This is a genomic window from Methylocystis silviterrae (assembly GCF_013350005.1).
GTDB classification, from domain to species: domain Bacteria; phylum Pseudomonadota; class Alphaproteobacteria; order Rhizobiales; family Beijerinckiaceae; genus Methylocystis; species Methylocystis silviterrae.
Genome location: NZ_JABVWW010000013.1, coordinates 1 through 14,745 on the forward strand (window position 1 = coordinate 1; position 14,745 = coordinate 14,745).

A 14,745-nucleotide genomic window follows, 5' to 3' on the forward strand; every position below is an offset into this window, starting at 1 on the left:
GTTATGGCCGAAGTCGGCGAAACAGGCGCCCGAGACCAGACCTACATAACCAGAGCCAATCATCGTAATGTTCATCAGCGTCAGTCTCTTGCTTCATGTGCGGTCGCCTCCCAAGGGAGGTCGCGCGGGGAAGCCGCGCGGGTGGGGGCGAGCAGGGTGCGGGACGCGCGGTTCACCCCACCCCACCCCGCACCAACGGCGCGACTCTACCCGTCAAGGGGGTGGGTCATCCCCCGACGCCGAAGGCGGCGAGCGCCGCCATATTGACGATCTCCGTGTCCGTCGCGCCGAGTTGGACGATTTGAACCGGTTTGTCGAGTCCGACGATCAGCGGACCCAGGACGGTCGCGCCACCCAGTTCCTGTAACATTTTTGTCGAAATAGCCGCCGAATGAAACGCTGGCATGACAAGGACGTTCGCCGTATCGGTGAGTCGCGAAAACGGATAGGCGCTCATGAGATCCTTGTTGAGCGCAATGTCCGCGCCCATCTCGCCCTCATATTCGAAATCGACGCGCCGTTGGTCAAGAACGTTGACCGCCTGATGCACGCGCGCCGTGCGCTCGCCCGGCGGATAGCCGAATGTCGAAAAGGCCAGCATGGCGACCCGTGGCTCGAGTCCGATGCGGCGCGCGACGCCGGCCGCCTCGATGGCGATTTCGGCCAGCTCGTGGGCGTCGGGCATTTCGGTGATCGCCGTATCGGCGACGACGACGACGCGGCCGTTGGCGAGAATGATCGACGCGCCGATGACGCGGTGGCCGGGCTTGTGGTCGATGACGCGGCGCACGTCTTCAAGCGCGTGGGAGAAATTGCGCGTCACGCCTGTCACCATGGCGTCGGCGTCGCCCTGCGCCACCATCGCTGCGGCGAAATGATTGCGGTCCTGATTGATCAGCCGTTGGCAGTCGCGCATCAGAAAGCCCTTGCGCTGCAGGCGCTCGAACAGGAACTGCGCATAGACTGCGTTACGGTTCGAGAGTTTGGCGTTGTGGATTTCGATCTCCGCGGGAAGTTCAAGGCCGGCGTTTTCCGCCGCCTCCTTGACGCGATCCTCCCGGCCGACAAGCACGGCGCGTCCAAAGCCCTGGTTGACGAAAGCGAGCGCGGCGCGGATCACCTGCTCCTCTTCGCCCTCGGCGAAGACGACGCGCTTGGGATCACGCCGCACGCGTTCGTGAATGGTCTGCATCAGGCCGGCGATCGGATCGCGACGCGCCGATAGCTCAGCGCGATAGGCTTTCATGTCGACGATGGGGCGGCGCGCGACGCCGCTGTCCATCGCCGCGAGCGCCACGGCGGGCGGAATGATGGAGATGAGGCGCGGGTCGAACGGCGCCGGGATAATATAGTCACGGCCGAAACGCGGCCGGGCGCCACGGTAGGCGTTGGCGACCTCGTCCGGCACGTCCTCGCGCGCGAGATCGGCAAGCGCCTTCGTCGCAGCGATCTTCATCTCCATGTTGATCGTCTTGGCGCGCACGTCAAGCGCGCCCCGGAAAATATAGGGAAAGCCGAGGACGTTATTGATCTGGTTGGGATAGTCGGAACGCCCGGTGGCGATGATCACGTCGGCGCGTGTGGCGCGCGCTTCTTCCGGCGTGATCTCGGGGTCGGGATTGGCCATGGCGAAGACGATCGGATTGTCCGCCATGCTGCGGAGCATGTTCGGCGTCAGGGCCCCCTTGACGGAGAGGCCGTAAAAGATGTCGGCGCCTTCCAGCGCCTCGGCGAGCGTTCGCGCCGTGGTGTCGACGGCGTGCGCGCTCTTCCACTGGTTCATCCCCTCCTGGCGGCCGCGATAGACGACGCCCTTGGTGTCGCACAGGATGACATTGCGCGGATCGAAACCCATGGCTTTGGCGAGATCGAGACAGGCGATGCCGGCGGCGCCGGCGCCGTTGCAGACGAGTTTCGCCGATCCGATGTCGCGGCCTGTCAGCAGCAGCGCGTTGAGCATGCCGGCGGCGGAGATTATCGCCGTGCCGTGCTGATCGTCATGGAACACCGGAATGTCCATGAGGTCGCGAAGCCGCTCCTCGATGACGAAACACTCCGGCGCCTTGATGTCTTCGAGATTGATGCCGCCGAATGAGGGGCCGAGATACCGCACGGCGTTGACGAATGCGTCGACCTCCTTCGTATCGATCTCGAGATCAATGGAATCAATGTCGGCGAACCGCTTGAACAGCGCGGCCTTGCCTTCCATCACTGGCTTCGCCGCCAGCGCGCCGAGATCGCCGAGCCCGAGGATCGCGGTGCCGTTGGTGATGACGGCGACCATGTTGCCGCGGGTCGTATAATCGAACGCCGCGGAAGGATCCTTGGCGATGGCGAGCACCGGCGCGGCGACGCCCGGCGAATAGGCGAGCGACAGGTCGCGCTGAGTCGCCATCGGCTTCGAGGCGACGACGGCGAGCTTGCCGGGCCGGCCGCGCGAATGAAACAGCAGCGCCTCCTTGTCCGATATCGTCGCGCGCTGTTCCCCTTCCGCCCGATCACCCGCCATGTCGTCGGCCATCTCCGCCCCTTTGCTGTTGCGACGCAACACGCCGACCATAACCGGAGCGTGGCTGCGTCCACAAGCGTTTGCCGATCAGGGCGGCCGCGCCAAGCGTCACGGAACAATGACGAAGCGTCAGCGGTTTAGGGCATGCGCGGCTGTCCAGCGGCGGCTTAGGTCAGGATTCCGGGCAGCAGCGGTCGAAGCGGAGGTTTCAAAATGAATGGCATCATTTATCTCGTCGGACTAATCGTCGTCGTCCTGGCGATTTTATCATTTCTTGGCCTGCGCTGAGGAGATGGCGGAATGACTGACTATGTGCAAACGGGACTCGGCGTCGGGCCGTCGCGCGGCGAAGCCGCCGCGGTGGCGGCTGCCGAAGACATGTCCGGCCGGTCGACCAACACCGATTGGGCGGCCATCGTCGCCGGCGCCATGATCGCCGGAGCAATTTCCTTCATCATGGGGGCGTTCGGTTCGGCGATCGGCCTGTCGATGACGTCGCCTTATGGCGGCGCATCCTTGGTTGTGCATCTGATCGCGTTGGCGCTCTGGGTGCTGTGGATCACTGTTTCGAGCTTTGCGGTCGGCGGCTACGTCACGGGACGGCTGCGCCGGCGCGCCGGAGACGTTTCGCAAGAAGAGGTGGAAGTGCGCGACGGCGTCCATGGTCTGGTGCTCTGGGCCGCGGCGATCGTGGTGTTCGCGCTGATCGCGGGCGCGTCCATCTTCCAGCTTGCAAAAACCGGCGTTTCCGCGGCGGCGTCTGCAGAAGGCGCGAGAACCGAGACGTCAGCGCTTGCGCCCACGGTTACGCCGGTCGAAGAGCGGGTCGATTTTCTGATGCGCGGCGATGGCGACGTGAGCGCACGGGGCGTGACGATGCCGGCCGAATATCCGCGCGCGATCGTTAAACGCATCGTCGAGCGCGGCTTGGCGACAGGCGAAATCTCCGGAGAAGATCGCGCCTATCTCGTCAATGTTCTCGCTTCTCGCTCCGGCCTCGCCCCGCAGGAAGCGGAAAGGCGCGTGGATCTGAGCGCCGAACGCCTGCGTGAAGATCAGGCGAAGGCGAAGGAGACCGCCGAGACTGCGCGCAAGACCGGCATCCTGCTCGCCTTCCTTTCTGCAGCGACAATGCTCATCGGCGCGGTGGCGGCCTGGTACGGCGCAACGCTCGGCGGGCGCCATCGCGATGAGAATGTCGGCGTCGCGGCGTTCTCTCGCTTCTAAGTGGAGGTATGAAATGTTCCGGTCTGTCTTATTGTGGATGCTCGGGATTCCGATACCGATCATCATCCTGCTGGCGCTATGGCGCTAACATGCGATGCGAGAAAGCCCCGGAAGAGCGTTCTTCCGGGGCTTCTTTTTATGGCTTGCGGGGAATGTTGAAGACCAGCGGCGCGCCGCCATCGCCTCCATCCGAGAGCACGAGCAAGCGATAGCGTCTTGGGTTCACCTCAAGCAGGGTGATGGCTTCCGGCTTGATGAGGCTGCCTTTCTTCCCTAGCGGAGCGTCTTGAAGATCGAGCGCTGCGAGTTCTATTGGCTGCACCGCCACGCCGGTCGTCAGCCCGCGCAACTCGACGATCGAATAGTCCGCTGACGATTCAGCGTCGCTGGGTCCAACAAGGGCGAGCGCCACGCCGTCCGCGATTGCGAGATCTCGGAAGCCCTTGTTGGCGCCCAGCCGAACCGTTGCGAGAGAGGGTCTAAGATCGCCTCCCTCGAAAAGAGCCCTTGCATCGACGCTGACGATGTAGGCGTTCCCGTCAATGTTCGGCGCCCGCAAGGCGAAAAACAGCCGCCCCTTCGCCGCCGCCATGCCCTCGATGTCGATGCGGTTACGGCCCGGGGCCCTGTCGCAGCGGCAGTCGCCGGGAACGGCATAGGACGCAAGTTCGGGAAGGCTGCGCATCGCGTCCCATAAGCGCTCGCTGTGCGCCATCGTTCGCAGATGGCCGTTCTCGTCGGCCATCAGCCGGTAGACACGTCGGCTGTCAGAATTGTCGCAGCATGTTTCGCGCTTTGCGGCGTGAGATCCGGCCACGTAAAAATAGCCGCCGTCGACGGCCGCAGCTTCGGCGTCGAGCTCCTTCTCCACGCCATCGAATTCGAAGGGCTCCCCGATAGAGACAAGCCGCTCGCCGTTGATGCGCATGAAGGCGCCCTGGCGGCCCTCATCGACGGCGAGCACGCATATGCCGCTCGTTCCGCAGGCAAAGCCGCTGAACGCTTCATTCGCCCTTTTTGCCGCAAAGTGGCGTTTGTCGACCTGCCACGGGATTGGCGATTCTGGCGCGACGCGCTGCGCGGCGAAAGCGGCCGAACACAGCCAAGCGGCGGCGGCGGCAAGCGCAATAGGACGATAGATGGCGGCGATCATCGACGTCCCCAATCGCAATCAGGCAAGCAAGCGGCGAATCTAGGCCCGGGCGGACGCGTCGTCCACATGCAAGCGCATGCCGCGCGTGGCGCTTGCGCCGCGACGCCGTTACACTGGCTGGATGAAACACGCAGCGCCCGTTCCTGCTCAAAATCTCAATGACCAGACGCAGACGCGCGTGACCCCGATGATCGCGCAATATATCGAGATCAAGGCGGCGAACGCCGATTGCCTGCTCTTCTATCGCATGGGCGATTTCTACGAGCTGTTTTTTGAAGACGCGCAGACCGCGTCGCGCGCGCTCGGCATCATGTTGACGAAGCGCGGCAAGCATCTTGGCGAAGACATTCCGATGTGCGGCGTGCCGGTCGAGCGCGCCAATGATTATCTGCAAAAACTCATAGCGCTCGGACATCGCGTTGCCGTCTGCGAGCAGACCGAAGACCCGGCGGAAGCAAAAAAACGCGGGGCGAAATCGGTGGTGCGGCGCGACGTCGTGCGGCTGGTCACGCCTGGCACGATCACCGAAGACGCGCTGCTCGTTCCCGCGAGGCACAACGCCTTTTTGGCGATGACGCGCTTGCGCGGGGAGGACGGGCGGTGGCGATACGGCCTGGCAAGCGTCGATATCTCGACAGGCGCCTTTACGGTCTGTGAGCGCGAAGAGAACGCGCTCGGCGCCGAGATCGCGCGTCTGGAGCCTCGCGAAATCATCGCCGTCGACGCGCTGTGCCGGGACCCATCGCTTTCGACGCTCTTCGAAGGCGCCGGCGCGCCCATCGCGCCGATCGGCCGCGAGATTGGCGACGGCGCCGACGCCGCGCGACGCCTCATGGAGTTCTATGCTGTGGCGACGCTCGAGGGCTTCGGCGCCTTCAGCGCCTGTGAGCTCGCCGCCGCCGCGACGGCGATTCTCTATGTCGAGCGCACGCAAAAGGGACAGCGCCCGGCGCTCTCGCGCCCAACAAGTCTGCGCGCGCTGGCGACGCTTGAAATCGACGCCGCGACGCGGGCCAATCTCGAACTGACGCGCACGCTGTCCGGCGCGCGCGAGGGCTCGCTGCTTTCGGTCGTCGACCTCACCGTCACGCCCGGCGGCGCGAGGCTTTTGGCCGAGCGGATCGCGGCGCCCTTGACTGACGCGCGATTGATCGCAGCGCGTCTCGACGCCGTCGCCTTCTTTTTCGAAAAGCCGGATCTGCGCGCCGCGCTTCGCGCGAAACTCGCGCGCGCGCCAGATCTTTCCCGCGCCTTGTCGCGTCTTTCGTTGGAGCGCGGCGGCCCGCGCGATCTTGCAAGCGTCGGCGTCGCGCTGGACGCTGCCCGGGACATCGCGGGTCTTTTCGCGCAGCTCGATCCCCCAATGGAGATCGCTGCGGAGGCCCAAACGCTTTCTCAAGCGGACATCGCGCTGGCCGGCGAAATCGCTGCAGCCTTGAAAGACAGCGTGCCGCTCGACAGGCGTAACGGCGATTTCATTCGCGAGGGGCGCGACTCCGAGTTGGACGAAGCGAGACGGCTACGCGACGCAAGCCGCAAGGTGATCGCCGAGCTGCAGGGGCGATATGCGGAACTCACCGAGACGAAGCTCAGGATCAAGCACAATAATTTTCTCGGCTTTTTTCTCGAGGTGTCGCTGGCGCAGGGCGAAAGGCTGCTGCGACCGCCTTTCGACGCGACCTTCACGCATCGCCAGACCATGGCCGACGCGATGCGTTTCTCGACGCGCGAACTCGTCGAACTCGAAGCAAAGATCGCTTCGGCGGCCGATCGCGCTCTGGCGCGCGAATTGGCGATCTTCGACGGTCTGGTCGAGAGAGTCTGCGCGTGCGCCGAGGACTTGCGGCGTCTCGCCGAAGCGTTCGCGCGGCTCGATCTCTACGGCGCGCTCGCCGAAGTCGCAGAAAAGCGCGGCTGGACGCGGCCGCTGATCGACGCCTCGCTGCATTTTGAGATTGTCGGCGGGCGCCATCCCGTCGTTGAAGCTTCGCTGCAATCACACGGCAAGGCTTTCGCCGCGAATGACTGTGATCTTTGCGGAACGGAGGGCGGCCGAATCGCCGTCGTCACCGGGCCGAACATGGCGGGCAAGTCGACCTATCTGCGTCAGAACGCGCTCATCGCGCTGTTGGCGCAGACGGGCTCCTACGTTCCCGCGCAGTCCGCCCGCATCGGCGTCATCGACAGGCTGTTCTCGCGCGTCGGAGCCTCTGACGATCTCGCTCGTGGTCGCTCGACCTTCATGGTCGAGATGGTCGAAACTGCGGCGATCTTGAACTGCGCGAGCCCGCGTTCGCTCGTCATTCTCGATGAAATCGGTCGTGGCACGGCGACATTCGACGGACTTTCAATCGCCTGGGCGACGATCGAACATCTGCACGAAGTGAATCGCTCGCGCGCGATCTTCGCCACGCATTTCCACGAATTGACGCAGCTTGCGAAGCGGCTGCCGCGGCTCGTCAATCTGACGATGAAGGTGACCGATCACGCCGACGATGTGGTGTTTCTGCATGAGGTGATCAAAGGCGCGGCCGACCGCTCCTATGGCGTGCATGTCGCGCAGCTCGCGGGACTGCCGGCGAGCGTCGTCGCGCGTGCGCACGCGATCCTCGCAGAGTTGGAAGCGGCCGACCGACGCGCGCCGGTCGAGACCTTGATCGATGATCTGCCGCTCTTCGCACGCCTCGCTGAGGCGTCGGCGCCGAAGGACGCATTGCGCGACGCGCTTCATGAGATCGATCCAGACCAAATGACGCCGCGCGAAGCGCTCGCCGCGCTCTACGAATTGAAGAAAAAACTCTGAAAGCGTCTTTTGTGGTTTGAAGCCAAGCTTCAAGGCTCGTGACTAAGTCGCAGACCGCGGCGCGTTAGGCGCACACACTCAAATCCATCGAGCCTCGCTGCGTTCTTCCGTCGACGCCAAGGCGTGTCGAACGAAGGCGCAAGGATCGAGGCTATACGCCGGCGCCGCCTGCGGCCTTCGCTCAGCATGTCCGTCTCTCATCCGACGGCGCCGCCAAATACTCTGACATCGGAGAACGCGTCATGATTCTCGTGTTGATCTTCGTCGGCGTCGCTTTGGCGGCAGGCGGCGTGCTCTCATTGCTCGACAGACAGTTCAGGGTCAGCAAGGTGACGGCGGTCATGGCCTTCGTCGGCGGATTGATCATGGTCGTTGGCGCGGAAGCCGGACTGATTGGCTCCAGCTCATCCTTCTTCAAAGCGCAGCAAATTAAAACGTCGGCCTGCGAATTGGACGGCGAGTCGGCATATCCCGAAAATCGCCGCTTGGATCCAAATCACCTGATCCGCAAATATATTTTGGGTTGCATGGCGCAGTCAGGCTATGCCTGGACAAGCGATCACGAGCACTGCAAGGAAGCGCCGCTCGCCACAAATCCGCTGTGCTATCTGCCGACCGGCCTTTTCGATCGCGCGGTGACGAAAGTCCAAGTCGCCTTTGAGTGATACAAAAATCCGTTTGAACGAAACGGCTGTCATTCCCGACGCGCGCGAAGCGCGTGATCGGGAATCCAGCGCCCGACCAGCATTCTTGGACTGGCTCTGGATTCCCGGTCAGGCCTTCGGCCCGCCGGGAATGACAAGGTCCAAGCGACGGATCAGCCCGAGTCCATATGAGAGCGTAACGCCTCCTTTGAGCGCTAACGAATATAGCGCGCGAAGACGAATTGCGTATCGCCGTAGCAGCGTTCGTCTTCGCGCAGCAAACTTGGCGGCAGGTCGATTTGCGTCTTGGCGCTTTCTTCAACAACGACGATGGCGTCCGGCGCAAGCCAGCCGCCGTTGACAAGCGCGATGAGCGCTTGCGTCGCGAGATCCTTGCCGTAAGGCGGGTCAAGGAAGGCGAGCGAAAATGTTTCGCCCGCCGGCGCGGCGCCGAGCTTCGTGGCGTCCCGGCGAAAGATGCGCGTGACGCCGCCAAGTCCCAGCGCTTCGATATTCGCGCGTAGCAGCGCGCGCGCCTCGGCGCCGTCATCGACGAAAAGCGCCCGCGCCGCGCCGCGCGATACGGCCTCAAGGCCAAGCGCGCCGGCGCCGGCGAAGAGATCGACGACATTCGCGCCCGCAACCGGATCGCCGAAGCGATGCGCGAGAATGTCGAAAACCGATTCGCGCAGCCGTTCAGACGTTGGTCGAATGGCTTGCGAACGTGGTCTCGAAAGCGCTCGACCGCGCAGGGCGCCGCCGACGATGCGCATGGTTATGCGCCGCGCGGCTTGCGTGGTCCCTTCGGCGGCCCTTTGCGCGGTCCCTTGAAGGGTCCTTTGGGCGGTCCTTTGCGCGGCGCGCCTCGCCCGCCCGCGGGACCTCTGCCTGGCCCGTTGCGTGGACCTTTGTGCGGGCCCCGAGACGGTCCGCCGCTACGCGAGGGCCGCGCGTCTCCGCCCGAGCGGGGCTGATCGAATTTGCGTTCGCGAGCGGTGTGGTCGCCAGCCGAAAATTCGCGCTCGCCGCTGCGGGCCGGGCGCTTGTCGAATGTCCGTGGCCGCTCCTGGCGCGTCGCGCTGGCGCCGCGCGTATCCCGTCGCGCCTCGTCCCCGTCGCGACGCGGCGGACGCATTTCGAAACGCGCGTCATCGCGATTGGCCGCGCGATAATTTCTCTGACCGCTCGCGCGGTCGTCTGACCGCTTCTCGAATCTCTGCGTGTTGCGCGGGCGTTCGTCGCGTCCCTCGGCGCCCCGCTCGCGCGGCGCTCGCGTCGCCGGACGCGCCCCGCGCTGTTCGTCGAAGCGCGGCGTACGGCGCTGTTCGGGCGCGGCGCGCTCGTCGCGGCGGCGCCCGTCCTCGCGCGGGAAACGCTCGCCGCGCGGCTTGCTGTCGCGCGATGGGCGTTCCGATCGCGCCTTCGGCTGGTGCGGCGCGCCATCGGCGCGCATCGCATCGAAGCGTCGGGCGTTGCGCGAAGGCGCCGCCGCCTCGTCGCGCCGCCTCGTGGGAGTCACCCGCTCGACGGCGACAGCGCGGCCCTTGCGATCGGCGACCGCGCCGCGCGTCACGCGCGCCCGTGGTCCGGCGTCGCGTCGCTCGTCCTGCTCTTTGCGCAGCGTGGAGACATGTTTGCGCGGACGCTTCTCGGCGCGCGCACGAATCTCCTGCTGCTCCGCCGGCTCCTTCTCGCGCAGCGGCGCGGCAAAATCGACGCCGGCAAGTTCAGCAAGCGATTTGCCCAGTTGCTCGCGCAGCATTTTCAATCGCACTTCTTCGACAGCGCCTTCCGCGAGATCGCCGAGCTGGAAGGGCCCGTATGACACGCGAATGAGCCGCGTCACGTCGAGCCCGAGATGCGCCATGACGCGTTTGATCTCGCGGTTCTTGCCTTCGGTGAGGTTCATCGCGATCCAGACGTTGGCGCCTTGCTCGCGTTCAAGCCGCGCCTCGATCGGCGCATAATTGACGCCGTCGATCGTCACGCCCTCGCCCAATGAATCGAGCTGCGCCTGATCGATCGCGCCATGCGCCCGCACGCGATAGCGCCGCGTCCAACCGGTCGCGGGCAATTCGAGCGTGCGCGCGAGGCCGCCGTCATTGGTGAGCAGCAGCAGCCCTTCGGTATTAATATCGAGCCGGCCGACGCTGACGAGCCGCGGCAGGTCCGGATGGCGTTCCTCAAGAAAGGAGAACACCGTGGCGCGGCCTTCTTCGTCGCGCGCGGTGGTGACATAGCCGGCGGGCTTGTGGAACAGAAAGAGTCGCGTGCGCTCGCGCGCCTGCATTGGCGCGCCGTCGACCGTGATCTTGTCGCTGTCGCTCACATTGAAGGCGGGACTCGTTTGCACGCGACCGTTGACGGCGACGCGGCCTTCGGCGATCCAGCGCTCCGCGTCGCGGCGCGAACAGACTCCGGCGCGCGCCATAACCTTGGCGATGCGATCGCCTTCGAAGGCGCCTTCGCGGGGCGCGGGCGCAGGCGCGACGACGCGCTGCTTGGCAGGGGACTTGGCAGGGGACTTGGCGGGAGACTTGGCGGGGGGCTTACCGGGGCGCTTGCCGCGCGCGCTTTCGGCGTCGCGCGCGGCGAGGCTGTCGAAGCGAGGTTTGTCCAAGCGGGGTTTGTCCAAGCGAGGTTTGTCGAGACGAGGTTTGTCGAAGCGTGGCTTTGCGGGCCTCGTATCTTCGCGCCTGGCGTGTGCGGCCGGCGTCTTCTTGGCGGGCCGGCGCAAGGGCCGATCGCCGCCGGGGGAGCCGGCGCGGGTATTTCGGTTCTTTTCAGTCATGGGTTCTGATAGCAGGCGGCAAGCGCGCTTTGAAGCGCGATCGCTGAAGAGATACAAATGAATGGCACGGACCCTTTCAGCGCCGCCTTCGAGCAGGCGCGCGCTGCGGCGACAGCAGGCGAAGTCCCGGTCGGCGCGGCGCTTGCGCGCAATGGCGAAATCATCGTCACCGCCGGCAACCGCACGCTGCGCGATCGTGATCCGACGGCGCACGCCGAGATGCTCGTTATTCGGCAAGCCTGCGCCGCGCTCGGCTCGGAGCGCCTTGTCGACTGCGATCTCTATGTGACGCTCGAGCCCTGCGCCATGTGCGCGGCTGCCATTTCCTTCGCGCGCATTCGGCGGCTCTATTATGCGGCAAGTGATCCGAAGGGGGGCGCCGTGGAGCACGGGCCGCGATTTTTCGCGCAGCCGACCTGCCATCATCGTCCTGAAGTCTATGGCGGCATTCGCGAAAGCGAGGCGGCGCTGCTCCTTCGCGACTTCTTTCAGGCGCGGCGCTAGTGCGCGGCTCGCGAAAAAGTGAAATCCGGTTTTCGCGTAAAGCGCTCTGATTTAAGGGATGGAGCAGGATTCACGTTTGAAGCGGATCGCATCTGCGATCCGCTTCAAACGATCCTGCTCCGAGCCTCTAACCGCAGCGCCGCCTGCGCCAGTCCCTGGCGCAGCGTGTCGCGGCAGGCGTCGCCGGCGGCGAAAATGCGCGAGGCCTTAAAGAGGTCCAGCGCGAGATATTGATGCACTTCCGGTCGGATGAGCACGTCGGGCGGCCGCTCGGCGATCATGCGCGAACTGATCGCGTTCATCATGATCTGGCTCGCGACGATCATCGTCTCGAAGGCGGATGGCGGCCCCTTGCCGGTCTCGACGCCGAAATTGCCGGAGACGTCGACGGCGATGACAATGTCGGCAAGGCCCCAGAGATGGTCATAAGGAAGAGGATTGACCAATCCGCCATCAACGAAATAGCCGTGATCGCTCGTGGCGGCGCGCACGATGCCCGGAATCGCCATCGACCCAGCCACGGCGGGACGCAACGGTCCCGTGGCGAAAACCGCTTCGATGCGGCGGCGAAAATCAGTCGCGACGACCTGCAGCGGAATGCTTAAATCTTCGAAGCGTTCCGGCATGCCTTCGGGCCAGAAGGCGTGAAGAAAGCGCTCGCCGTCGAATAGCAGCGGATGCGCGACGCGGGAAAGAAGCCGCTTTCGCCCCCGCGCCCGAGCGTGAAGCAGCCGGCGCGCGAGTCCGATGCGGTTCTTGAGAATGGCCTGAGTGTGGGCGCGCAGCGCCGCGCCCGAGAAGCCCGCGGCATAAGCGGCGCCGACGATGGCGCCGATTGAGGCGCCGGCGATGGCCACCGGCCGCACGCCCAATTCGTCGAGCGCCTCGAGCACGCAGATATGCGCAAGCCCGCGCGCGCCGCCGCCGCCAAGGGCGAGCGCGACGGTCTTGCCGCGATAGAGGCTCACAGGAAATTCTCCAGGGCGGCAAGCGTCTTCGCCGGCGCCTCCTCCATCGGATAAAGGCCGGACTCGACGCGCGCCTCGGCGATGTCGTCGCCCCATTCGCGCCACGCGTTGAGAAGCGAAGGGCCATCCGCCCGGAAGCTCGCGGCGCCGGCGACGATGAGCGCCGGCATGGCGACCTTCTTGCCCTCGGATTTGTCGGCCGCCAGATGCTCGCGATCGATGGTCGCCCCGGCGCGAAAATCCTCGCAGAAGGCGTGAATGCGCGCGGGGTCGTTGAAGGCCTGGCGATAGGCGGCGAGCGCGTCCGCTCCAAATATGTCGAGCGACTTCGCCTTGGTTGCGGTCATCAGCGCGTCATCCAGAAAGCCAATCGGATCGAGCCCGATCAGCTCTTCCGGCTTGGGCGCGTCAGCCGCCAGGAAGCGCGCGCGTCCGACGCGCTGCAAATCCGCGTCGCCGAAGTCATCATCAATCGGCGCGATATTGATGAGCGCAATCTTATCGAGCCGACCGGGCTGATCGAGCGCGAGGCGCTGGCCGACGCGCGCGCCCCTGTCGTGACCGACAAGCGCGAAGCGCACATGGCCGAGCGACTCCATGACCGCCACGACGTCGGCGGCCATTTCCCGTTTGCTATAGTTCTCGCCCTTCTCGCTCGCCGGAACCGCCGACCAGCCATAGCCGCGCAGATCCATCGCAACGACGCTGAAGCGTTTGGCGAGCGCCGGCGCAATTTTGCGCCACGCGACATGCGTCTCGCCGAACCCGTGCAACAGAACCACGGGCCGGCCCTCGCCGTGAACGCGGGCGAATATCTTTCCAGCCGGCGCATCGATCCAATGCGAAGCGAATCCAGGAAAAAAATCTGCGGAATCGGACATTCTTTACAACCATCTCCCTTAGACGTGCGCAGCTGCGCGAATGTTATACAGTATCAGCGCCGACGCTCCCGAAATATATATCGCGGATCGTCAAGCGACTATGTCACGAAGATCGTCCGCCTTGTCTGCTTGAAAAGGAAGCTGAAGCGCTTCAATGTTGAGGAAGGTCAAAAAGCTTCGAAGCAACACGGGCAACGGGAGAGACACATGGCAAGCCAGATCGTCAACGAGGTTGTAACGGCGAACAATGCTTACGCCGCCAATTTTGGAAGCAAGAGCGAACTTGCGCTGCCGCCGGCGCGCGGTTTTGCGATCCTGACCTGCATGGACGCGCGTCTCGATCCCGCGAAATATGCCGGCCTGTCGGAAGGCGACGCGCATGTGATCCGTAACGCCGGAGGGCGCGCATCTGATGATGCGATTCGCTCGCTCGTCATTTCTCACAAGCTGCTCGGCACCAAGGAGTGGTTTGTCATTCACCACACCAATTGCGGCATGGAACTCTTCTGCGACGAGATCATGAGCGACTTGCTGGATGATAATCTCGCGACGGCGAGTTTCGACGGCGAGAACTGGTCGAACCCGCAACATGGCGGCGGCTGTTCAGCCGGCCATTTCATCAAATGGCACACGATCGAGAATCAGGAGGAAAGCGTCGCGCAGGACGTCGCGCGCATCCGTTCGCATCCGCTGGTGCCGAAAAACATCCCGATCTACGGCTACATCTATGATGTGAAGACCGGCAAGATTAACGAGGTCACGGAAGCGACCAAGGTCGGGAAGGCGGCGTAACCCGCTTCAGGCTGAGTTCCGACGCTTCACTTGGCGAAGCGATCGCGACTTACGTGATATCTGGATCCCCGATCGCGCTACGCGCGTCGGGGATGACAGTTCGTGCAGGTCAACCCGCCGGGTTGCCTATTCCACCGCGCCGCCGCGCGCGCGCCAGCCGCCAGTGCCCGGCGCGTAATGGCGAAGATCCTTTCGTCCGGCGCCCTGCGCCTGCGCGAGCGCCTTTGCCGAACGCCCGCCCGCCTGGCAAATGAGGACAACGTCGCCCTTCGGAAGCTTCGTCGGATCGAAGCTCGACAGCGGCATGTTCTTGGCCCCCGGCACATGGCCCGCGCCATATTCATGCGGTTCGCGCACATCGACGATGGCGCAGGATTTGTCCGCCACGACGCGGCAGAAATCATCATGCTCGATCGTCGACGCAGCGCCGCCGTCCCCGAGTTTCGATAAGAGAGAGCCCAGAGCCATTGTTC

General features: G+C 64.5%; 13 protein-coding genes. 5 read left to right on the forward strand and 8 right to left on the reverse strand.

Annotated features, from left to right (window positions below; translation table 11 throughout):
- Positions 1-75, reverse strand: a 75-nt coding sequence (locus tag HUN39_RS19670) for a hypothetical protein (protein WP_175095064.1), incomplete at its 3' end; no start/stop codon positions are given.
- 151 nt (positions 76-226) lie between these two features.
- Positions 227-2,521, reverse strand: a complete 2,295-nt coding sequence (locus tag HUN39_RS13270; protein ID WP_175094982.1) for an NADP-dependent malic enzyme — start codon at positions 2,519-2,521, stop codon at positions 227-229.
- A 288-nt stretch (positions 2,522-2,809) separates the two neighbouring features.
- Between HUN39_RS13270 and HUN39_RS13275 the strand changes: the two genes are divergently transcribed.
- Positions 2,810-3,736, forward strand: a complete 927-nt coding sequence (locus tag HUN39_RS13275) for a hypothetical protein (protein WP_175094983.1) — start codon at positions 2,810-2,812, stop codon at positions 3,734-3,736.
- A gap of 136 nt (positions 3,737-3,872) precedes the next feature.
- Here the strand turns inward: HUN39_RS13275 and HUN39_RS13280 are convergent, their stop codons facing one another.
- Positions 3,873-4,889: a DUF3616 domain-containing protein gene (locus HUN39_RS13280; RefSeq protein ID WP_175094984.1), complete on the reverse strand. Its 1,017-nt coding sequence runs from the start codon at positions 4,887-4,889 to the stop codon at positions 3,873-3,875.
- 121 nt (positions 4,890-5,010) lie between these two features.
- On the opposite strand from HUN39_RS13280, the gene mutS reads away from it, so the two are divergent.
- Both mutS and HUN39_RS13290 read left to right on the forward strand, forming a co-directional pair.
- Positions 5,011-7,692, forward strand: coding sequence for a DNA mismatch repair protein MutS (gene mutS / locus HUN39_RS13285; protein WP_175095065.1), 2,682 nt, complete (start codon positions 5,011-5,013; stop codon positions 7,690-7,692).
- Between the two features lie 242 nt (positions 7,693-7,934).
- Positions 7,935-8,357, forward strand: a complete 423-nt coding sequence (locus HUN39_RS13290; protein ID WP_175094985.1) for a hypothetical protein — start codon at positions 7,935-7,937, stop codon at positions 8,355-8,357.
- Positions 8,358-8,551: 194 nt separating this feature from the next.
- On the opposite strand, the gene rsmD is transcribed toward HUN39_RS13290, so the two are convergent.
- Entirely contained in the window at positions 8,552-9,109 is a 558-nt protein-coding gene (gene rsmD / locus HUN39_RS13295) for a 16S rRNA (guanine(966)-N(2))-methyltransferase RsmD (RefSeq protein WP_175094986.1), read from the reverse strand.
- A 2-nt stretch (positions 9,110-9,111) separates the two neighbouring features.
- A complete protein-coding gene (locus HUN39_RS13300; RefSeq protein WP_175094987.1) occupies positions 9,112-11,127 on the reverse strand; it encodes a pseudouridine synthase in 2,016 nt (671 codons plus the stop codon).
- Positions 11,128-11,184: 57 nt separating this feature from the next.
- Between HUN39_RS13300 and HUN39_RS13305 the strand changes: the two genes are divergently transcribed.
- On the forward strand, positions 11,185-11,631 hold the full coding sequence (locus HUN39_RS13305) for a nucleoside deaminase (protein WP_175094988.1): 447 nt from the start codon (positions 11,185-11,187) through the stop codon (positions 11,629-11,631).
- Between the two features lie 104 nt (positions 11,632-11,735).
- Here the strand turns inward: HUN39_RS13305 and HUN39_RS13310 are convergent, their stop codons facing one another.
- Together HUN39_RS13310 and HUN39_RS13315 are read right to left on the reverse strand one after the other, a co-directional pair.
- Positions 11,736-12,599 (reverse strand): patatin-like phospholipase family protein, encoded by an 864-nt coding sequence (locus HUN39_RS13310; RefSeq protein ID WP_175094989.1) that lies wholly within the window; start codon positions 12,597-12,599, stop codon positions 11,736-11,738.
- Positions 12,596-13,480 carry an alpha/beta fold hydrolase gene (locus HUN39_RS13315; RefSeq protein WP_175094990.1) on the reverse strand — a complete coding sequence of 295 codons (885 nt, stop codon included), beginning with the start codon at positions 13,478-13,480 and terminating at the stop codon, positions 12,596-12,598. Before HUN39_RS13315 ends, HUN39_RS13310 begins: the two co-directional genes overlap by 4 nt.
- Positions 13,481-13,687: 207 nt before the next feature.
- Between HUN39_RS13315 and HUN39_RS13320 the strand changes: the two genes are divergently transcribed.
- Positions 13,688-14,272, forward strand: a complete 585-nt coding sequence (locus HUN39_RS13320) for a carbonic anhydrase (protein ID WP_175094991.1) — start codon at positions 13,688-13,690, stop codon at positions 14,270-14,272.
- Positions 14,273-14,398: 126 nt separating this feature from the next.
- On the opposite strand, the gene HUN39_RS13325 is transcribed toward HUN39_RS13320, so the two are convergent.
- Positions 14,399-14,740: a rhodanese-like domain-containing protein gene (locus HUN39_RS13325; RefSeq protein WP_175094992.1), complete on the reverse strand. Its 342-nt coding sequence runs from the start codon at positions 14,738-14,740 to the stop codon at positions 14,399-14,401.
- Positions 14,741-14,745 lie beyond the last annotated feature (5 nt).

Coding starts and splice junctions, on each gene's coding strand:
- HUN39_RS13270 (WP_175094982.1), bottom strand. CDS start 2,521: ATGGCCGACGACATGGCGGGTGATCGGGCGGAAGGGGAACAGCGCGCG.
- HUN39_RS13275 (WP_175094983.1), top strand. CDS start 2,810: ATGACTGACTATGTGCAAACGGGACTCGGCGTCGGGCCGTCGCGCGGC.
- HUN39_RS13280 (WP_175094984.1), bottom strand. CDS start 4,889: ATGATCGCCGCCATCTATCGTCCTATTGCGCTTGCCGCCGCCGCCGCT.
- mutS (WP_175095065.1), top strand. CDS start 5,011: ATGAAACACGCAGCGCCCGTTCCTGCTCAAAATCTCAATGACCAGACG.
- HUN39_RS13290 (WP_175094985.1), top strand. CDS start 7,935: ATGATTCTCGTGTTGATCTTCGTCGGCGTCGCTTTGGCGGCAGGCGGC.
- rsmD (WP_175094986.1), bottom strand. CDS start 9,109: ATGCGCATCGTCGGCGGCGCCCTGCGCGGTCGAGCGCTTTCGAGACCA.
- HUN39_RS13300 (WP_175094987.1), bottom strand. CDS start 11,127: ATGACTGAAAAGAACCGAAATACCCGCGCCGGCTCCCCCGGCGGCGAT.
- HUN39_RS13305 (WP_175094988.1), top strand. CDS start 11,185: ATGAATGGCACGGACCCTTTCAGCGCCGCCTTCGAGCAGGCGCGCGCT.
- HUN39_RS13315 (WP_175094990.1), bottom strand. CDS start 13,480: ATGTCCGATTCCGCAGATTTTTTTCCTGGATTCGCTTCGCATTGGATC.
- HUN39_RS13320 (WP_175094991.1), top strand. CDS start 13,688: ATGGCAAGCCAGATCGTCAACGAGGTTGTAACGGCGAACAATGCTTAC.
- HUN39_RS13325 (WP_175094992.1), bottom strand. CDS start 14,740: ATGGCTCTGGGCTCTCTCTTATCGAAACTCGGGGACGGCGGCGCTGCG.